The 20,417-nt window shown below is 35.7% G+C and carries 14 protein-coding genes; 9 read left to right on the top strand and 5 right to left on the bottom strand.

Annotated features, from left to right (window positions below):
- Positions 1 to 50: 50 nt before the first annotated feature.
- Positions 51 to 1,331, bottom strand: a complete 1,281-nt coding sequence (locus HOO91_00690; GenBank protein ID NOU16061.1) for an MATE family efflux transporter — start codon at positions 1,329 to 1,331, stop codon at positions 51 to 53.
- Between the two features lie 501 nt (positions 1,332 to 1,832).
- Here HOO91_00690 and HOO91_00685 point away from each other — a divergent pair.
- The 3 genes from HOO91_00685 to HOO91_00675 all read left to right on the top strand — a co-directional run bounded on the left by HOO91_00685 (position 1,833) and on the right by HOO91_00675 (position 5,136).
- Entirely contained in the window at positions 1,833 to 2,348 is a 516-nt protein-coding gene (locus HOO91_00685; GenBank protein ID NOU16060.1) for a hypothetical protein, read from the top strand.
- 246 nt (positions 2,349 to 2,594) lie between these two features.
- Positions 2,595 to 4,391 (top strand): tetratricopeptide repeat protein, encoded by a 1,797-nt coding sequence (locus HOO91_00680; protein ID NOU16059.1) that lies wholly within the window; start codon positions 2,595 to 2,597, stop codon positions 4,389 to 4,391.
- A 1-nt stretch (position 4,392) separates the two neighbouring features.
- Positions 4,393 to 5,136, top strand: a complete 744-nt coding sequence (locus HOO91_00675) for a response regulator (protein ID NOU16058.1) — start codon at positions 4,393 to 4,395, stop codon at positions 5,134 to 5,136.
- 154 nt (positions 5,137 to 5,290) lie between these two features.
- Here HOO91_00675 and HOO91_00670 read toward each other — a convergent pair whose 3' ends face one another.
- Positions 5,291 to 6,121 carry a hypothetical protein gene (locus HOO91_00670; GenBank protein ID NOU16057.1) on the bottom strand — a complete coding sequence of 277 codons (831 nt, stop codon included), beginning with the start codon at positions 6,119 to 6,121 and terminating at the stop codon, positions 5,291 to 5,293.
- A gap of 485 nt (positions 6,122 to 6,606) precedes the next feature.
- On the opposite strand from HOO91_00670, the gene HOO91_00665 reads away from it, so the two are divergent.
- From HOO91_00665 to HOO91_00645, 5 genes are all read left to right on the top strand, one after another.
- Positions 6,607 to 6,960 carry a hypothetical protein gene (locus HOO91_00665; GenBank protein NOU16056.1) on the top strand — a complete coding sequence of 118 codons (354 nt, stop codon included), beginning with the start codon at positions 6,607 to 6,609 and terminating at the stop codon, positions 6,958 to 6,960.
- Positions 6,961 to 7,267: 307 nt separating this feature from the next.
- Positions 7,268 to 8,584 carry an ATP-binding protein gene (locus tag HOO91_00660; protein NOU16055.1) on the top strand — a complete coding sequence of 439 codons (1,317 nt, stop codon included), beginning with the start codon at positions 7,268 to 7,270 and terminating at the stop codon, positions 8,582 to 8,584.
- Positions 8,562 to 9,416: an RloB domain-containing protein gene (locus HOO91_00655; protein NOU16054.1), complete on the top strand. Its 855-nt coding sequence runs from the start codon at positions 8,562 to 8,564 to the stop codon at positions 9,414 to 9,416. The genes HOO91_00660 and HOO91_00655 overlap by 23 nt, the downstream gene beginning before the upstream one ends.
- Positions 9,417 to 9,664: 248 nt before the next feature.
- Positions 9,665 to 9,919, top strand: a complete 255-nt coding sequence (locus HOO91_00650; GenBank protein NOU16053.1) for a type II toxin-antitoxin system Phd/YefM family antitoxin — start codon at positions 9,665 to 9,667, stop codon at positions 9,917 to 9,919.
- Positions 9,919 to 10,179 (top strand): Txe/YoeB family addiction module toxin, encoded by a 261-nt coding sequence (locus HOO91_00645; protein ID NOU16052.1) that lies wholly within the window; start codon positions 9,919 to 9,921, stop codon positions 10,177 to 10,179. The genes HOO91_00650 and HOO91_00645 overlap by 1 nt, the downstream gene beginning before the upstream one ends.
- 207 nt (positions 10,180 to 10,386) lie before the next feature.
- Here HOO91_00645 and HOO91_00640 read toward each other — a convergent pair whose 3' ends face one another.
- Both HOO91_00640 and HOO91_00635 read right to left on the bottom strand, forming a co-directional pair.
- Positions 10,387 to 11,418, bottom strand: coding sequence for a hypothetical protein (locus HOO91_00640; GenBank protein ID NOU16051.1), 1,032 nt, complete (start codon positions 11,416 to 11,418; stop codon positions 10,387 to 10,389).
- Positions 11,419 to 11,713: 295 nt separating this feature from the next.
- On the bottom strand, positions 11,714 to 15,685 hold the full coding sequence (locus HOO91_00635; GenBank protein ID NOU16050.1) for a hypothetical protein: 3,972 nt from the start codon (positions 15,683 to 15,685) through the stop codon (positions 11,714 to 11,716).
- A 682-nt stretch (positions 15,686 to 16,367) separates the two neighbouring features.
- Between HOO91_00635 and HOO91_00630 the strand changes: the two genes are divergently transcribed.
- Entirely contained in the window at positions 16,368 to 17,585 is a 1,218-nt protein-coding gene (locus tag HOO91_00630) for a methyltransferase (protein ID NOU16049.1), read from the top strand.
- A gap of 557 nt (positions 17,586 to 18,142) precedes the next feature.
- Here the strand turns inward: HOO91_00630 and HOO91_00625 are convergent.
- Positions 18,143 to 20,392 carry a TonB-dependent receptor gene (locus HOO91_00625; GenBank protein NOU16048.1) on the bottom strand — a complete coding sequence of 750 codons (2,250 nt, stop codon included), beginning with the start codon at positions 20,390 to 20,392 and terminating at the stop codon, positions 18,143 to 18,145.
- Positions 20,393 to 20,417 lie beyond the last annotated feature (25 nt).

Genomic DNA, 20,417 nt, shown 5'->3' with positions numbered 1-20,417 from the left:
TTGGTTTTTCATTTTTCATTTTTCACTTTTCATTTTTCATTTTTCATTTTTTATATCTCCTTCCCCACCCAATGATTAGATTTAAGGTATATAAATGAGATAAGTGATAACATGACCCCATAAAGCAATTCAATAGTCCATACAATCGTTAGCGATTGTTTAAGAACAATGGCAAAAACAAAAGTTAATAAAACATAAATTACTAGAATACAAATCTCAAGGATTAATGAGATATTTGTTTTCCCCGTTCCAGAAACCCCATTAAACAACACCAAAGCTATGGCTAAAATAATTGATGCGATAGAAATTATATGCATAATGGGTAATGCCATGCGTACTATCAACAAATCTGTAGTATAAGCTTGCAGGATAAGATTTGGAAACAAAGTACATATTAATGATAGAACTGCGGAGAAACCTCCTGCAACAATTGCTATGCGCCAAGTCAAAGAAAGAACCTCTTTTGATCTTCCCTGTCCAATAATAAAGCTAACAAGACTATTTGCAGCCGTTGAAAAACCCATTATTGGTATTAGTAGCACAACATAAATACTCCTAATAATATTGGATACGGCTAGTTCAAGTTCTCCCATCTTTTCAATGATAAGGAAGAAAACAAACCAGATTGAAAATGAGAAGAAGTTTTGAAGCATCAATGGGAGTGATATTTTAAATAATCTCGACATCAACTCCGGGTCATATTTTGCAAAACGAAATAGATTATACGATTTAACTTTCTTATTAAGCAGAGTATAAACAACAAAAGCACTAGCTCCTGAGAATTCGGCTATAACCGATGCAAGTCCTGCTCCACTCACCCCCATTTTTGGGAAACCAAAATGCCCGAAGATAAGCGAATACCCAAAGAAAACATTTACTATAACCATAGTAAGCGTTGTATAGGTTATCACCTTCGTTTTGCCTATACCAACATAAAATGCCCGGAAGGAAAAGTATGTGAATGCAAAGAACAAACCCCAAATTCTATATCGTAGGAAAGCGAAACTTGCATTTAAAATGCTTTCCGATTGCACTACATGGTTTAGTATTGTTTTCCCGAAAAGTTCGAATAGGATAACAAGAAGAATAGCCAAAACAAATAAAAAGTACTGAGTATGCGCAATAATGCTACCTATCTGCTTATGTTCACCCTCGCCATATCTTCGGGCAACCATTATTTGAGCACCAATTCCTACCCCCCACCCTAGCATTATTATAGATAAATAAAAAAGCCCTCCAATGGCACCGCTACCCAGAGCTACATCACTAAGCCTTCCAAGGAAAGCGGTATCAGTAACGTTTATCACATTCTGTGCAACGCTACCAATCATTATTGGGAAAGCAATATCCCAAACACGTTTATATGAAATTGATGTTTTCAGTCTTTTCTAATAAAAATGAGGGCACAAATGTAGCGCAAAAAAACGAACCACGAGAATTGCTCCTAAGGATAACTTGGTAAATCAATTGTTGCGATCAAATAGAATCGATATAACTGTTTATGAATCTACTAGAGACAACAAATAATAACTCTGAAATCCTTCATATATGCCTAAAGGCATCCAGAATGCTCAATATAGATCTTTATTGTGCAAAAAGATATAATTCCAACACATTTTTCTCTTTTTTATAGGTATTTGCTATACTTTTATAGGCATATTTTATTTTGTTGTTAGAAAAGAAAAAGCCATTAGATTTATTTGCTATTTGCTATAAATTAAAACGCGAAAACGCCAGATAGTATATTTAGCACAATTAGCGTGTTTCTATAAATTAGTAACTTTACATGCTTGTTAAATGATTTTAATCTAACCTATTAATTTGTTTGAAAAATGGAAAATGTATTAATCACTGTTGACACCGAAAAGCTAATAAACTTTTTTAAAAAAGATAATGGTTATGGTTTGCGAGATAAACCTCTGAATGCTGATTGCTTTTGCCTGATTGAAAGCCCTAAAACTACTTCATTTCCCTATATATTAAATCTAAAAAAAAGCACCAAATATAAATTTATTATTAAATGCGATTCTAAATCAGATTCATCCTATATAATCGATCCTAATTCCGCAACCCTTATTTTTTCAATGATTCAAACCGATATACCTACTCTGAGCGATTGGGAAAAGATATTCAAACTAAACCCTGATTATAGTATAATTACTGATGGTAGGCTTCTTTACCCACGTAAGAACCTTAGCATCTGTAGCTTTGAGTTTGAAACCGTCGAAAAAATCAGTCTACACCATAACCTTCAATATCATTTTGCATTCAAAATAGTGAATGTTAACACTAAAAAGGTTCTGCTAACCGTGGTTGATCCTTTAATTGCCAACACATCCGATGACTGATTGTAACAGTTGATTTAGCATTATTTCGCTGTAATAAACAATATATTAACCTATATATCAATCAATTTAATTTATTCATACTAATGGAATATTGGAATGATGGAGAAATGGAAGATACAAGCAAGAATCTAACCTCTTGTTTTCCATTATTCCAATATTCCACCATTCCATCCACAATTATTGTGTTTATAAGTATTTGATTATTAAATTTTTAATAAAATTATTGTATCGAACTCACGTTAATTTATGAAGCTCCGTATTGTTACAATCTTATTGATAGTTTGTAATTTAAACTATGCACTTTGGGCTCAGAATAGGCCCAAGGCTGATAGTCTTAAAAAACTTTTAGTTATTTCGCAGTGCGATAGCGACAGGTTTAATCTGCTTCTTAATTTATCAAAGTTTGATGAGCCTCTTGAGGGTTTAACGTATGCAAAAGAGGCGCTAGAAATAGCCACAGGAGAAAATCTCAAAAAAAAGCAGGCTTTAGCTTTCGAACATTTGAGTATTTGTCAGCGAAAACTAGGCAATTATCCAGAAGCAATAAAAGCCTCCTTTGAGGCTCTGCGAATATATGATGGGTTAGGTCTCGAAAAAAAAACAGCGTCCCTACTTTTACAGATCGGTTCACATTTTACTAACGATAAAAACTATACAAGCGCAACTCAATATATAAAACAAGCGTTAACCATTTTCCGAAAAAGACACGACATTGCAAACACCACATTTGCATTGATTAATCTAGGAGAAACCTATCGTTTGCTGGAAAAATACGATAGCGCTTCTTATTGTTTGAATGAATGCTTGCAATTGAATCAACATTTAAAACATTCAAAAAAAGAATTAATACAAGGGTATGCTTTAGGTAATCTGGGTCTGGTACATATAAAATTAAACCAGATAGATATGGCAAAGCAGGAACTCATAAATTCAATTAGTATACTGGACAAATTAGGAGATTTGTATTCCATTTCGGTATATCAAAGTCAACTGGCTAAAATATATATTGATGAGGGAAGGACTGTATCGGGCGAGCAGTTATTGTTAGCAAGTCTGAATATGGCAGAAAAGGGTACGCTCAAAGAACAAATTCGCGACATCAGCAATGATTTATCTCTTTTTTATGAAAAACAGCATCGGTTTGATAAGTCGCTTTTCTATCGTAAAAAATATGAAGTATATCATGATAGTCTGGTTAATATCAATAATGTAAGAAAGGTAGAACAATTACATAGCCAGTATTGGTTAGATAAGAAGGAGGCCAGTATTCAATTCCTCAAAAAGGAGGACAATAACAAGCGTAAACTGCTGCTTATTCTTTCTTCGGGAACAATTCTGCTTATTACTCTTTTAATCTTCCTACAACTTGCTTATCGACAGCGTAAAAAGGCATTTAAGAGAGTGTCAGAGCAAAATGTAATTATCGAAAAAAGGGAAAGGGAAAAGGCTGTATTGCTAAGAGAGCTTAACCATAGGGTGAAAAACAATTTACAAATGGTGGCCAGCCTTATCAACATACAGGCAAGGCAATCAACAGAACCAGCCTTGTCAAGCGCCTTGGAAGCAACACGACATCGTATCGATACGCTTATACTGATCCATCAGAAGCTTTATAGGGATAATGAGGATATGCAGGTGAATCTCAAGAGTTATATCGGGGAGCTGGTCGATAATCTGATATATAGCTTTGGCGAAAAAGTTAGCATCTCCATGAATCTTGCTCCGGTTTACCTTCATATTGATTGGGTAATCCCTCTTGGGCTAATTATCAATGAATTAATCACAAATACATTAAAATATGCAAAACCCGAGGATAAGCCCCTTGAGCTGATTGTTGAATTATCCGAAGAAAATAAAAAAGTATATTTAAATATAGCCGATAATGGAAATGGGCTGCCAGAAGGGTTTGAAAAATCTAACGGTTTTGGTCTAAAATTAGTTCACTCGCTTACTAAACAGCTAAAAGGAGAAATTTCATACTCCTATAATCAAGGATGCCTTTGGAGGATTACGTTAAACCTTGAAAACTATCAAAAAAACTAGCATGAGCAAGGTGAAAATACTCATTGTTGAAGATGAAATAATAATTGCCGAGGATATTGCTTTCCGCTTGCAGAAAATGGGGTATGCAGTGGTAAAGGTTGTTGATAATGTTGATATGGCAATCGAGTGTCTTAACGGTAATGAGGTTGATATTGTATTAATTGATATTGCTTTATATGGTAGTAAAACTGGTATCGATTTGGCTCAGGAGATCAACAAAAAATTTCACCTACCATTTATATTCCTAACCTCTTTGAGCGATGAAAGTACTATCGAAAAGGTTAGCAAAACTAAGCCTTCAGCATACCTATTGAAGCCTTTCAACGATAATCAGGTTCGTATTTCAATTGAGATGGCACTGTTTAATTTTTATGAGAATGAGAGGGAGATATCAAAAGAACAGACCGAGAATTTAGAATTGCCTGTAAAAACACCTAGCGCACTTTTCTTAAAGAAGGATACTCATTATAATAAGGTTGAATTACAAGATATCCTTTGGCTTGAGGCGGATAGCAACTATACATTTATACATACAAAAACAGATAAATATATTTACTCCAGTGTCCTGAGAAATTTCGAAGACAAACTCCCCCATGATATGTTTATAAGGGTTCATCGCTCCTACATTGTAAATATATCATGTGTTACAGGTTTTATGGGTAACATGCTCATTATTGGCAACAAACAAATTCCTGTAAACAAAGAGAACCGCGATGAAATCTTTAAAAGATTTAATGTGATATAAAGCGAGTTCAACGTAAGAAACAGTGGAATACTGGAATAATGGATAACAAGAGGTAAGATTCTTGCTTATATCTTCCAGTATTCCAGTACTCTATTATTCCACCGCTCCATCACTCCATCATCATGCCAAATAGCTATACATATTACTACATTTCCTATAACAAACTTAAACTACTTACTTCTGCTATAAGCCCATAATGATCCGAGGCATAAATATTATCTTTATTTGGAACAGTACCAACGAGATCTATTGATTTAAAACCATCAAAGTTTGCCCATATATAATCGATCCTTTGAGGTGCGGTTCGGTCTGTAAAGCCATCCTCACCTGGTCTAAGTTTTTTCCAAACATCGTAAAACCTATTGTTCCTTAATAGGTCAAATGCATCTTTCTCATCGGTTTGGTTCATATCACCCATGAGCATGCATGGATATTGCATAAAAGGCTTCATATATTCAACCGTTTCTTCCATGTTCTTATTAAAACTTTTAAGGTCGTATGAAAAATGGCAGTTGAAAATGTACAACGTTTCTCCCGATGAGGTTGTTAGTGTAATATACTTAACGCTTCTTTTGTTAGGATCGCTTTTATTCACAATGGAAAGGAAGCGGGTGCCAGTTATTATAGGAGTGGCTTTGGAAACTATGGAAAGCCCTTCCCAATCGCATATCGGTGTGGAACCTGGATTGGGAGATTTTACAGGGTATGAATAATAGGTACCCTCGGGGTAGAACATCACGGGCTGACTTAGAATACTGCTTCCCATATAAATTCCTCGTTGGTTCAGTTCATAAAGAATTTGTTCGCCCATATTCTGATATGACTTTTGGGTAGTCTCATTGTTTGGGTTGAATCTCACCTCCTGAAAAGAGCTGATATCAGGTTGATTCTCGGCAATAATGTCTGCAAACATTTTTAAGCGAGTGGGCCAATCACCATGATTATCGTAATTAGCCAGATTGAATGTCATTACTTTTAGTGTCATTGTTTGAAGTATTTATTTTCCCTACTCTTAAGGCTTTTCGGTTTGCTCCTCCCGTTATTGAATGAACGGGAACAACTTGATATTTTTTTATTTTGAAGGTTATTCCTTTAAATTCTATCTATCAAATTTGCATCTACATACTGCCATTTCATAATTAAATGAGTGGGCTGCATTAAAAACCGAGTTAGCAAACCGATAAATTGAGTGAATGGAAAAATTGGAGAGTAGTGAGAAAAATACCCCAAAGTTTGAACTAAGGCAACCAAAGCAATTAGATGGATAGAAGTTCTTTGGGTAATTTGTAAAAATGATTAACTTTGAATATAGGAAATACTAAAAGGTGTACATATCCATTAAAATTTAATGTGTATATATACTTTTGGTATATGTATAAATAAGTTAGGGGCAAGTGTACTTTGAACTTAACTTTATGAATAGTGTATTTAATGATAAGAAAACAAAAAAGACATTTTTACTGCGATACGATGAAAAATATAACATTGATTCTTTTGATTTCTTGGTTTCTTTATTCTTGTATGAACGACAAGAATACTTCAAATGTAATTGTAAAGACAAGTAAAGACACAGTATCATTGAATGAAGACATAAGAATAAGTCTTTATTTAAAAAACTATGATGAATCTAGATTCCCAGATTTCTTTTTTATAGACAAGAATGACACTCTTTGGATAAACTTTGACAAAGACTTGAAATGTGGGATAATTGATGTTGCTTGCAGAAAAAGAGGTAAGATTCAATATAATTGGAATGTAAGTTATTTAGATAAAACAAAAAAAATGAAAGAAGAGAAATTCACATTTTCTTTCTTTGTGAAATAGTTTTGAAGATAACAATTATTATAGATGAAATATAAACACCAGTCCCTAACAGCCGCTAAACCCAATCAGGGCTTGATTTGCAGATACGAAAGTTATTCCTAACTTAGCATAACCGTTAACGATGGATAAGGAATCGGTTTTTAACTCCCTGTCTGTGCTTAGCGGCAAACGTTACCGCCAATGTACCCAGATTGCCAAATCTGAAGATATCTACAAAATATCTACAACAAAAACCACATCAAGTTTGTTTTGTATCTTTAAAGTATGTATTTTTACATAATAATTGAACCAAGTAAAACTTAAAGGTATGATTTTAGAATTTTCAATCTCGAATTTTCGTTCAATTCGTAAAAAGCAATTATTTACAATGATTGCAAGTAGTGCACGAAGCAAGTCTACTAATATATTCAATGTTAATCTAGCAAACGGTAGTTCAATAAAACTCATAAAGTCTGTTGGAATTTATGGAGCAAATGCTTCAGGAAAATCAAATATTATTCATGCACTTTTTGAATTAAGAAAACTCATAATAGATACAAAAGAAATCTCAATTGATAAACCTATTCCTGCTTATGACCCATATTTGTTTAATATAAATTCATCAAATAAACCTGTTGAATTCGAAGTCATATTCTTAACCAAAGAGAAACATAAATACCAATATAGGATTGTATTCAACCAAAATGAGATAATTGAAGAGTCTTTGCATCATTTCCCCTTTAAAAAACCACAAGAAATCTTCAAAAGAGGGAAAGAAAAATCTGAAAAAGACGAAAACATTCACATAATTAAATTAGGAAAGAACTTCAATTACAAAAAGTATGAAATTTATAAAAAAATACCTCTGCTTTCAATTTTTGGGAAAGCAGAAAATTATCATACTACTATTTCTCCAGTATATACTTATTTCAATGAGTTAGAAATCTGGAATGTTACTGAAAGTAGTTGGGTTAGACGTTTATCTGATTACATTAAAGAGGAATTACAAAATCCCGAAAACAAACTTTTAGTAAAACAAATAGAAAAGCTAATTTATGAAGCAGATACTCAAATTCAATCTCTAATTATTGACCCGAACAAAAAAATAAACGAAACGGAGACTATTTTAATTGATGACAAAAAATCAATTAATAGAGTACGAAGGAATGAAGTACTATTTGGTGAACATAATGTTTATGAGAATCAAAATATTGTAACTACACATGCTTTGCCATTTATTCACGAATCATTCGGAACTAATAAGTTATTTGCTCTAGGTGGGTTAATTGTAAAAGTGCTTAATAAAGGAGGCGTAATATTTTTTGATGAACTAGATAGTAGTTTACATCCATTATTATCAAGTTTATTAATTCGATTTTTTCAAATTAATCATCAAAGTAATGCACAACTTATATTCACTACTCATGAAACTTATTTATTAAATAAAGAATTTCGCTCAGACCAAATCTGGTTTACTCAAAAAAATACATTTGGTGAAACTGAGTTATTTTCAGCTCAAGATTTTGATGGTGTCAGAGAAGATATTCCTTTTGAAAAATGGTATTTAGGAGGTAAATTTGGTGCTATTCCTTATGTCAATAATTTAAACTCAATAGTTAAAAATGGCAAAAAGGAAATTGGGTAGGAGCATTCTCATTGTTTGCGAAGGCACCAAAACAGAACATGATTACTTTCAATATAATGCCTTAAATATTTCTTATAGTAAAGGTATTTGGGATAGAATAGATATTTCAGACAATGAAACAATTCCTAATGACATTTCACTTCCATCTTCCACTGAATTAGGAAAAAGAAAAAAGCGGCCATTCATCAATCCCAATAAACGTAAAATTAGGGAGCAAAATGTGCTAATGGAGTTATGTAAATATCTATATGGCGATGAATCTGGATTTGAAAAATATCAAACAATAAAGGCAGTTCCTTTAAGGTATGTTGCACAAGCTCAACTTATAGAAAAAGAACAAGAACTTTATGAGGAGCTTTGGGCTGTATTTGACAAAAATGGTCACTCTCATCATAAAGAGGCATATGTAAAAGCAAATGAATTAGTAAATAATAAAAAAGTTCAAATCGGGTTCACAAGTCGTTCATTTGAGCACTGGATTTTATTGCACTTCGAGAAAAATAAGTCCCCTTTTAAATCAAGTGAATGTAAGAATAATAAAGGAATTCCCTTAGATTGTAATTCCGAAAATGGATGCAAAGGTCTTGATTGTTTATCAGGCTATATTAGAGTTAATACTCCTTTAAAAAACTACAAGAAAAGTAACAGCAGTGAAGACCTATTAAGCATGATGAATATTTTATTAAAACCAGAGAACCTAAAGAGAGCATTTGAAAACGCCAAATGGCTTCGTGAAGAAATAAAGAATGACCCAAATCTAAAAAGTAAAAAATGCTATGAATTGAATCCATATACTGATGTTGATATATTAGTTAAAAAGTTGATAGAATAAAGATTACCAAATAAATACACTGGCGGTAACACACGCTAAATTTCAGTTGGGCAGATATGCGGATATCAATGTTTTTAGTATCTTAGGTTGCTTTTTATCGAGGGACAAAGAAGCGGTTCTTTGCTCCCAACCGAAACTTAGCGTGGAAACGTTTCATCTCTTTTTTAAAAAAAACATTAGATTTTTTTGTAGGTTACTATTTAAGTACTTATATTTGTACTTAATGAATAACTTAAAGACGATTGATTATGATGGCAGCTAATTTTACAGAGTTCAGAACAGATCTCAAGAAATTTCTGGACAATGTGGAGAATAATAATGAAACACTCATTATCAAGAGGGGAACAGGAAAAGGTGCGGTTATGATGTCGTTGGATGAATACAACTCCATCATGGAAACACTTCATTTGTTGAGTTCAAAAGCAAATGCGGATAGGCTTTATGATTCAATAAAACAAATGAAAAATGGAAAAATAGTTCGAGAAAAACTCATTAAAGAATGATGCGAATTGTATTTTCTAAGAACGCTTGGGAGGAATATACATCATGGCAAAGCGAGGACAAACAAATGCTCAAAAAGATAAATGAGCTAATCAAAGACATTCAAAGACACCCTAATGAAGGTATAGGGAAGCCAGAACCTTTAAAGTATGATTTGGCAGGTTTTTGGTCAAGACATATCGACCGAGAACATCGACTAGTATACCAAGTCATTGATCAAGAAATTTTAATTTATAGCTGTAGATACCATTACAATAAATAAAAATACTAAGCATAGCTGCTAAATTCAAACTGGGTTGAAACGAAGATTAGAAAGTAATTCCAATCTTCGTTTTTGTGGTAGTATAAAAAATCAAGTAAATAAGGGGGAACTTCACCCCCTTACTTCCAAGTTACTCTTCCATTTGTGAAATACTATATTCATCGGTTATTCATACCACGATCTACGGTATAAATTCATTTACTCACGTTAATTATAATAACTTAAATCACCGTCTTCGCAAAAGCTTATGCTATAGCCGTTAGGGATATCATAGCTCGATGAATCTGGCCAAGGCGACATCATGTAGCAGGTAACCGATTCCACAGGCATTCCAGCAGTTATATTATTGGCTTTGATATCCGAACCTGAAAGGGATGCATACCAACTCCTATAGCTTCCAGTCCACCACTTAGTTGGGCTTACCTCTAATGGTACATTAAGGCCTGCAGACATATAACTGTTGATTGCTGCATTAACATCGCTATAGCCCAATGCGGTTAGCGTTATCCATAGGTTGAAAAGAAACCATGTGGCGGCTGTAGCACTATCTCCACCTATAGATAATGCCTGATTGATGTTTGCAGTAAACTCACCTTCGAGAATTGCTTTGTTTAGTGCTGTGCATGCGGCTGCAAGGTCATTAGCCGCGATTATTGCATTAAGCGCGTTGCTAGTTGGTGAGTAGCCCGATTCAAAAACAACAAGAAAACTTGCTGATAAGGATGGCATAAGCAAATTATTGTAATTGGAAAGGTCTGTTGTTACTTTAGAATTATTAATATCTACATCTACCTTAGGTGTATTCCGAATTGCATCTGTGAGAAGAGCCACGGCATATTTGTTCCAATTCTCTGTTACAAATTGCGGATTAGTTGTTCCAAACCACTGCTTAAGGCTCAATGCCATACTGATTAGCGAAATACTGCCATAAAAAACATCCCTGTATTTTTTGTACTTTCCTTGGTACTGGTAGGTGGTAACATACCCAAAACCCTTGTCGGGTGAAGGTGCGGCAACTGACTTATCGGGAAGGTAGTATTCAAAGAAATTTACAAGTGGTGCTCGATGAGCCGTTTTCCAGTCCGGGTTTCCATAGTAAGGTAAGGAATCTATCAACGCCACTAGCTCGTTGATAACCTTATCGGGTATTGATTTATCCTTTGCCTCAACATTTGAGTTCTTTACTGAATTTTTAAGGCTTTGGGCAAAATTAGCTTGATATTGTTGGTACGTTGTCATAAGTTTATCTTCTAAGTAATTTATGAATTAATGTGAGTTCGATATAAGTATAACATATTGATCCTAAACATAGTATTAGATTATTGCTTTGTCATGCTGAACGAAGTGAAGTATCTGCTTTATAGACCGTTAGATCCTTCGCTTTGCTCAGAACCGAGCTTGCGAACCGAACGTAGTGAGCTCAGCGCAGCTAATTCGGCGTAGCCAATAACATCTTACATCGAACTAACGTGAATTAATAAAGTTGAATTTTCCCCGGTAGAAGCATGTGCATTTACCGGGGAAACATATATCATCAACTCTGCTGAATAGTTTTTGCAATTACGATATTGAAATCAACGGATTCGTTACCTAGTGTATTCTTTGCACTTATCGTGTTTTTAGTTGTCCCTTCGGGAGTTGCCTTATCATGACCATTTGGGGTGTAGCACCCTGTTTGGGTTGAAAAGGTTAGGAACGCTGGAAGGGGATCGCCGCTGTTGGCATAGGTCATAGGTGTGCTTGGCATAACTCCAAACATAGGCCCATAAGTCTCCTGTGCAGATGGAATTGTTCCCGTAATAAAGTTTACACTGTGCATAGTCATAAAATTTGGGGCAATTCCAGACATCGAGAGACAAAACAGAGTGCTATTATCTGTTGTTTTAGATACCCATTGTACCCCATTGCCATTGAAACTCATATATCCGAATGCGTTTTTGGGATCGTAAACTCCGTTTGCATCTGGTTTAACTGGCTGGAGAGTGATGTTGAGAGAGGCAAGATAGTTTTTATCGCTTGTAAGGTCTGCATCGTCCTTGGGTGTGGATAACCATGTTTGGCTTACAATGATAGGTGCATCCTGTGATTGTGTATCGGATGTTGACATCTTAGCCTGAAAGCTGATTGAGTTATCGCTCATAAAGCTTAGGTATAGCGGAACTGGCATAGTGTCACCCTCAGGCATTGCAACCGTTTGTATCTGGCTCATTCCAAGGCCATCTGTGGTAACCTGCCATACACACTCGGGTAGGTCAGTAGCACTTTTGCCTCCAATGCTTCCACTGGGATTACAGCATAGGCTGAGTGCTTCTTTGAGACATGTGGTAATTTTAATTCCCATCATCATCAGGTTGGATTTATCCGGGTTGGCATAGTGAAAAGCATAATCAATGGCGCTGCATTTTGATTTCACAGCAAACCCTGCGGGGTCAGCATACTCATCCACAAACTCCTCAACGGGATCTGGTTTTTTAATAAACATTGTTGCTATCATAAGAGCAACACCAGCCAAAGCCGCAATTATGGCTAAAGGTCCCGCTGCCGCAATAAAGTAGGACATAATCCCTTCAGCAGCAATAATACCGCCTGAAATAGCCCACTGACCAACCATAGCAAAAAGCATCAAAGCACCTGCAATAATATTGGCTATATCGGAGAAAAGGGATATTACTGAATCGGCTTGAGTGGCAAAGTAGATGCTCAACCCAATAGATGCAAGTATCAGAACAGGTCCGATTCTGGTAGAAACAAACTCATCCAAGTTTTTCCCGAAAATCTTTTCGGTCCAACTCACTCTCCTAACATCGTTTGCACCAATATTCATCAATAGCGATATTTCTTCGCCCATTTCAGTGGCTCCAGCAGTATCTCCAAGCCAACGAGCAGTGCTGTTGGAAATATTCATAAGACCTTCGTTCAACACTTCGGTTTCGCCCTTGAAAGCTATCTTGGAAATTGCTCCAATCCTTTGCATAGCCGTCATACCGTCGATTGTGAAAATAGAACAGATACGGACACTCCTTTTTACTATGGCGGAAACTACTTGTAGCCCCAATTGAACCGTTGCATAGACTATTTCAGACTTCTCCTCATCTGAAAGATCATCCCAATTCTTATAGGATTTAATTAGGTTGAACATCGCAAGACCGCCTAATGCGCTTATGAAAAGCCCCGAAAAAACCTTTCCTGTTTTATAAAACTTAGGATAGCTTGTTTCAAACCAAGTAAAGAATTTTTCCGATACGTATGGCAGCGACATTGTTTCTTGGATTGTAGCGGCAATTGCATCAATTGTTTCAATTGAGGCTTGAAGCATTTCTTCGAATTCCTCATCCTGCATCATCTGGTTTATTTCAGCGGCAGCTTTGGCTATGGCTTCATCAGCGTTGTCAAGGTTATTATCAACAAAAACCTTGAAATAGTCATAGATAATATCGAAGTTTTCGGCATCGCCAGTAAACCCGTACATACTCGGAAGAATATTTGTAGCAAGGAATGTATTTAACGTGCTATTATATTGTCTTGCAAAAAATCCCGAAGGATCAAGGGCTGTAAGCAAAGTAATATTAGTTTGCAAAAGCCTTGACAATGCCGTTCCATCCGTTGAACCTGTAGTAATATTGAGCTGAATAGCGATATTAGCCAGAATAGCTGGTGAGGTATTGTATACATAAAATGCAAACGCCCAATAGAGGTTGTTGTTTAGCGCATAATCGGCGGCATCGTTTACCTCATCAATCAAACCTTGCTTTAGATCCTGTGGCGAATTATTATCAGCTATAACGTTTTCATTGATATCCTCAATTGCATCGTTCCTTTTGTCGTTAATCTGAGGCCGATAGCTAGCTGCGTTTATGATTTGGTCGTTCAAGAAATCATTTGTTTCTGAGTACAGTTCGCCCCATTCATACTGGAATAGTTCCTGCCCATGCGTATGGTAAACAGGTGAATTTGCTACCTCCTGTTTCAGCCACGCAACTGCCCTTGGGCCATTGAGTTTTTGGCAGTTTTTATCAGTACCACTGGCAATTTGCTGAGTAAGAACTGCCGTTCCAAGCGATTGATACCATGCCGTTGGATCATCAACTCCGGGAACGGGTGAGTTTGCTACCTCTGAAAGTTCATTGGTTAAAACCGGCTTTGGAGTATTAGGGAAAACAAGATCCCACTGGTCATCAGGAATCAAACTACTCATGATTGTGTAAAAATCCTTCATTACACTGGCTTGTACAACATCTTCCCAATTCCCTTCCGAATCTTTCCGGTATGGAGTCATGCTTGTAAGCGTGGTTATGCTCAGGGAGTTTGTAGCCAGATATTGAGACAAAGATTCTGATTTTGTGTAGATATCCTCATGCAATTCACGGTTAGTGCTAATCGCTTCTATTGATGAGTGGGCTGATAGACGGTTTATTCTAAGTTTATTTTTACTGTCTACAGCAACGTTACCATCTCTCCTAAACACTAAGCACCCTTTTGCAGGCAATCCCGTTTTTTCCTGATGTGCAGGGTCGAGTTTATCCCAGCATAGTTTCTTACCATGCATAAATGAGTTAGCCACACGGTTCCCGTTTATTACCATCTGCCCATCAAATATTCCAAAAGGAGCAGATTGAGCGGAAGCCCTATAATAACCAGTAGCCTGAGACATAGCACGCAAACCATCTATTCCAACCAATGTACCATTGGGAGCAGGGTCATCGATTTCCATAACTCCGTTTATGGAATATGCCGCGCTATCTTCTACTGCCTGCAACCAATACGGGTAAACCGAATCAGGTCCTGTTGGCTTATGCAGTCCTTTATCGGGCATCGGAATTGCTGCGGATTTGAAAACCAGATCCCACACCATAAGATCATCCTGCTCGCCGAGGGCAAGAGAAGCATTAAAACTCCCTTCGGATGGATCCCATGCCTTTGCACCAGTTTCTTGATCATCGAATTCAAACGTAAACGAAGGAGGCAGCATTGGATCGCTTTGAGTTACAGTATAGGTAAGTAGTAGACGATCTTTTACCCATTCGGCATTTACCCATTCTGGGGAGTTTGTATCCCATGCAAGACCCGTTGCTACTCCACCCGAGTATATGTACTCTGCCCCGCAATCGAGGGCAACCGAGCATAGAAACTGAGCCCTTGATCCCCCAGTAACAGCAACTGGTTTGGTTGGAGAGCCGATGTTGCCGATTGCTCCGGGTTTACCTCGGAATATGTGTAATTGTCCTCCGCCGAACAACCCTTTCCAGCGCAAGATACGGTCGTGCTTATCATAGCTCCATGCTTCGTCTGGGATAGGCATGCGATCGATAAATAAAAGATTGTTCGAGAAATCATTCCCTGCAAAATGGACAAAAGTGATGCGTTCGGGAATCGGATCCTGAGAGTTCCCGTAAATCTTCATCCGATTTATTTTAAAATCGTAGACTTCAGGACGTGAATACTTCGCTTGTTTTTTAGGAGTTTTTTTGTGCCGTTTCTGAGTACGGTTCTGTTGACTTGATTTCATACTAATCTATTTTAGGTTTAACAATAAGAGTCGAATGCTTAATAGGCGAATGGCTAAGCTCAGGTGATGATATTTTTTGGAACGTTTGATATTTATATTTTGCTCTGAGTAATCCATGCTCAATTAATTTATGGAGCAAAAATGTCGACCCTTTACACTATTTCATAATTAAATGAGTAGGCTGCATTAAAAACCTAGTTAGCGAACTGAAAAATTGAGTGAATGGAAAATTGGATAATAGAAAGGAACTATACTGATTAATTAGCGTGAGTTCAACACAATAATCTTGTTAGAAATTTAATAAACAGATATTTGGGTTATTTATTCTTCGCTAAGCATTATTCTAGACAGTCATATAACTCTTTTATAAATCATCCTATGTATATCTCATTTTCAGCATGGTATGTATCGTAACATGCGTAAATATTTTTGTCGTTTTACATTGAAATTAAAGTTTAAAAAAGAGCATAATTAAATTAAAAATATCTTTTACTGCTTTAAAAGAAATCATATATTTGGGAAATAAATTATATTTTATATATAATGTTCATAAATTCATAGTATTTAGATAATAATCTTCATACACAACATTATATAATTATAAATTAACATATACTTTAATAATTACAAAAACTATAACCACATAAATCATAATAAGTACAATTTTTAAAGCTAAACAATTATGAGCGCATTTGTAACCATTTATCTTACAACAACCTTAATTGCTTTTATAAGTTTAATTTGGGGTGCAATAATTTACGATTGGCTTAATTGGCCTTTTGCTAAAAGAAAAAAGAATAGTGGGTATTACCTATCAGCATGTGAATATGAGGATGAAATAACATCTCAGAAAAAACAAATTGTTGATATACTCTTTCTGGAAATAAAAGGAACGCACATAAAAGGTCGTGTATTTCATTCAAATGATAAAAATAGAATATACACCATATACGGCAATGAAAAGCAAAATAATATATATACTGGAATATGGAAAAATATATCAATACCCTCCGAAGGTCATTTCATAGCAAAATATATTGCTGCTTTGGGAAAATTTGAAGGTTACTGGATGAGCACAAATAATAACTCAAATATTCATGATGAACATTGGGTTTGGGAACAAAAAAAGACTCAAAACTCTTTCCCCGTTGAAAGGCAAATAAACTTTAATAAACTACAACATAAAAAAACCATCAAAACATTTGTCAAAACGCTAAATAATCCAGAACACTATAACATAGACTATTTTGGTTACCTATCCCTAACCGTTAGCAAAGGTATTTTTAACCCAAGCCTTGGACATGTTACAAAAACATTCTTTAATAAAATAGTAAAAGATAAAATAGAAGAAGGCCCAGTACTCGATCTATTCACCGGATGTGGGGTTTACGCCCTATATCTGGCAAAAAAAGGAGTTTCAAATGTTGTAGGAATCGACATATCCCCAGCAGCCATTGAGGCCGCTCAAGCTAACGCAGTAAATAACAACATTAATAATATCGACTTTAGAACTGGTGATTTATATACCCCATTAAAGCCCAACGAAAAATTCCGATACATTATAGGCAACCCCCCATTTTCCGATCCTAAGTACTGCAAATCGGTTAAAAAATCGGACTACTACGATAGCGTTTGTTTACCAACCAACACCCTCAAAGAGTTTATCCTAAACTCTTCAAATCACCTAATGGAAAACGGGGAGCTAATATTTACCTTCGGCTCATCTGGCGACATCCAATATCTCGAATTCTTAATCCAGCTAAGCCCATACGAATCGAGCATTGCGTATAAAATGGATGAATGCCAAAACCTTGGCGAAACGTTTTACATCTATCATTTAAAACTAAAGAAAGAAACATTTGTTAACCAACCTACTAGGTGTTCCGAACTGGTATGTTAATTTTGATATATTTATTAATACTATTTCCCATACACATTTTGAGCTCTTTTAATAAGGTAATAAGGTTCAAGTTTGATGTAAACAATAATTTTCTACTAAGGTTATGTATCTGAAAATAAGGTTTTAAACCTTAGTAGGAAATGGAACAACCAAGGGAATAAACCTTATTATCTTATTTTATTAACACAAATATTGTGAAACACAGTTCTGTGAACATTACCTGAACATTCTCTTTTTGAAGACAGAATGAATGTGCAATAATCACACCTCCTAACACAGTTCATTGAATAAAGCCCGATTTGGGGTTGGGATTATTTCGATTTATTTTTTTAACATTATATAGAAAGGACGAGGCTAGAGTCTCGTCCTTTCTATATTTTACCTACCATTTGCAGGCGCAGCCTGCTATTAATAGACCGACACAGGTGCGCTCCGCTAACCTTTGCCGAACCGAGTGATTTTTGTTTTAGCTACTTATAGTCTCTGGCAAACGGGGCAAGAAAAGCAGTTTGAGATTGACATATAATATTAAATAATTTGATATTTGTTATGACTCATTAATGTTTATTATTTCTGGTTATATCAAAAGGAATTCTTAAACTTAATGAAATATTTCTGCCCTGATTATACAGGTTAACCTCTTTTAAAGTGGATAAATGGTCGATGTATTTCTTATCAAGTACATTGTTTGCACTCAGGCTTAAAGTGAAAAATTGATTTTTCACTTTAATATTACCCCCAACGCTTAAATCCAAAAGAGTATAGCCTTTTGTTGGAGTTTCATCTGGAGCTGCATTGTTCTGATTGAAGGCGGTAGTTGTATTAACAGAAATAAATGCATTATGCAGAAACAATAATTTCTCTTTTTCCGTTTGCAGCTCGAACTTCAATTTATGTGCAGGAACAAAGGGTAAATAGTCACCGTTTTCTTGTTTCCCAATTACCGATGAAAATGTGGCTTTAAAGTGCAGCCATTTAATTGGCTTTGGATGTATATGCAAACCTGCTTCGCCACCAAATAAGACCGAATTAGCCTGCTTGTATCTGAAAATATCAATTCCCGACACTGTTGTATCACCTGTTGGTGAGATAAAAATATAATTATCGACAATATTGTAAAACCCCGCAATGTCTAAGGTATAATTATCTTTATGGTAATGAATGCTTAAATCAGCTTCATAGGCATTTTCAGGAACAAGGTTTTGGTCGCCAATTTCATATCGCAGCTCATGTTGTCCGTTCGATGTCAGCTCTGCTAGATTAGGCGTACGGTAAGCCGCTGCAAAATTCACTCTAAATAAAAGTTCCTCGGAGAAGTTATACGTTGAACCCAATGAACCGCTAAAACTTCCGTATGACTTATCGATCGCTGGTCGATAAGTCAACGGGTCGACAGGTAAACCGATTGCTTGTGTTGATATAGATTTAGTATCATAGCGAACACCCGTTTGTACTTTAAGTTTCTTAAAGAATGTATATTGGAGCAAACCGAATGCGGAATAATTATTTGTAGAAGCATCAGGTAAGAGCTTCGTTTCCCTGTTATTCAGATTTGCATTAGTTTGATTGAAACCCTGAAAGCCAATGATGTACTCTGAATTTTCTTTGGATGGTAAGTGTAGTTTGGCTTCATAGGTTAGGGTTGAAAGTTTCATTTGAATTTCATATACGTTCAAATCACCAAAATGAATCAATTCGGTATTTTGATAGGCTGAATTTATATCGAGCTTAAATTTACTCAAATACAGCTTGTTTTGTGAGGAAAGTAAGTGAGTATTCAGCTTCTGATACCATATTTTGTTTTCTCTTCCTCTCTCTGTAATTGCATTAATGGCTTCATCTTCCACCAATCCAAGCTTTTCATTATTGAAGTCGTAAAACAGTTTAAAAGTTCCTATTTTATCGGTAAAGCCAATATTGGTTTTAACTGACATTTCGTTAAAACGTGAGTTTGGGACAAATGCTCCTCCGCCTTGCAGAAAATCGGCATTGGTTTTTTGCCCAACCCTAATACCACCAAAAAACCTCTTCGACGCTCCTTTTATTCCTAAATTATTGGTTAAGCCTAACGTGTTCGAAAAAAGTTGCATGTTGTAGTCTCCCACAATAGAGCCAACTGGGGCAGGTCGTTCTTTTATAAAATTAATTACTCCACCTATGGCATCAGAACCATAGAGTAAAGAAGCAGGACCTTTTATGATTTCAACATCTTCGATTCCGAATTCATCAATTCCGAGTGGATGATGGCTAGAATACTGATAGTTCTCAAACCGAACGCCATTATTTAAAACTAAGATGTCGTTCATGGAAAGTCCACGAATAACGGGCTTTGAAACACCACTTCCCTTAGAAATCATGTCAACACCTGCAACCTGTGTAAGTGTTTCGGTAAAATTTGGTGTGTTCTTAATGGTTAGAGGGCTAAGCTTTAGAACATCAATTTTCACAGCGTTTTCATGCTGCGTTGAGTTGTAACCACCCGTAATAACTATCTCTTCCGCATCGATTATGGTCTGTTTTAGGGTTACATTTAATTCTAGGCTCTCTCCATTCAGCGAAAATATTTCTATTCGGTTGGTGTATCCTACAAAGGAAAATTGGATTTTAATATTGCCATTGGGCAAATTTGATAATTCGTAGCCTCCATTAGCATTTGATACTGTACCTTTATTCAGGTCTGGGACGAATACGGTCGCTCCAATCAAAGGTAAATTGTCTTGGTCAAGTATTTTTCCTGATATTTTATTTTGTGCATTCGTGATATGATACGACAATATCATAACGCAAATGATAAATACATTTTTCATTCTATTACGTTTTACGTTTTAAACA

The sequence above is a fragment of the Bacteroidales bacterium genome (assembly GCA_013141385.1).
In the GTDB taxonomy this organism is placed as follows: domain Bacteria; phylum Bacteroidota; class Bacteroidia; order Bacteroidales; family Tenuifilaceae; genus UBA8529.
The sequence above is the reverse complement of the archived record's forward strand: the minus strand, read 5'-3'. Positions and strand labels throughout refer to the sequence as shown.

Excerpts from the sequence above, each read along its gene's own strand:
- HOO91_00690 (NOU16061.1), bottom strand. The coding sequence starts at position 1,331 with ATGATTGGTAGCGTTGCACAGAATGTGATAAACGTTACTGATACCGCT.
- HOO91_00685 (NOU16060.1), top strand. The coding sequence starts at position 1,833 with ATGGAAAATGTATTAATCACTGTTGACACCGAAAAGCTAATAAACTTT.
- HOO91_00680 (NOU16059.1), top strand. The coding sequence starts at position 2,595 with ATGAAGCTCCGTATTGTTACAATCTTATTGATAGTTTGTAATTTAAAC.
- HOO91_00675 (NOU16058.1), top strand. The coding sequence starts at position 4,393 with ATGAGCAAGGTGAAAATACTCATTGTTGAAGATGAAATAATAATTGCC.
- HOO91_00670 (NOU16057.1), bottom strand. The coding sequence starts at position 6,121 with ATGACACTAAAAGTAATGACATTCAATCTGGCTAATTACGATAATCAT.
- HOO91_00665 (NOU16056.1), top strand. The coding sequence starts at position 6,607 with ATGAAAAATATAACATTGATTCTTTTGATTTCTTGGTTTCTTTATTCT.
- HOO91_00660 (NOU16055.1), top strand. The coding sequence starts at position 7,268 with ATGATTTTAGAATTTTCAATCTCGAATTTTCGTTCAATTCGTAAAAAG.
- HOO91_00655 (NOU16054.1), top strand. The coding sequence starts at position 8,562 with ATGGCAAAAAGGAAATTGGGTAGGAGCATTCTCATTGTTTGCGAAGGC.
- HOO91_00650 (NOU16053.1), top strand. The coding sequence starts at position 9,665 with ATGATGGCAGCTAATTTTACAGAGTTCAGAACAGATCTCAAGAAATTT.
- HOO91_00645 (NOU16052.1), top strand. The coding sequence starts at position 9,919 with ATGCGAATTGTATTTTCTAAGAACGCTTGGGAGGAATATACATCATGG.
- HOO91_00640 (NOU16051.1), bottom strand. The coding sequence starts at position 11,418 with ATGACAACGTACCAACAATATCAAGCTAATTTTGCCCAAAGCCTTAAA.
- HOO91_00635 (NOU16050.1), bottom strand. The coding sequence starts at position 15,685 with ATGAAATCAAGTCAACAGAACCGTACTCAGAAACGGCACAAAAAAACT.
- HOO91_00630 (NOU16049.1), top strand. The coding sequence starts at position 16,368 with ATGAGCGCATTTGTAACCATTTATCTTACAACAACCTTAATTGCTTTT.
- HOO91_00625 (NOU16048.1), bottom strand. The coding sequence starts at position 20,392 with ATGAAAAATGTATTTATCATTTGCGTTATGATATTGTCGTATCATATC.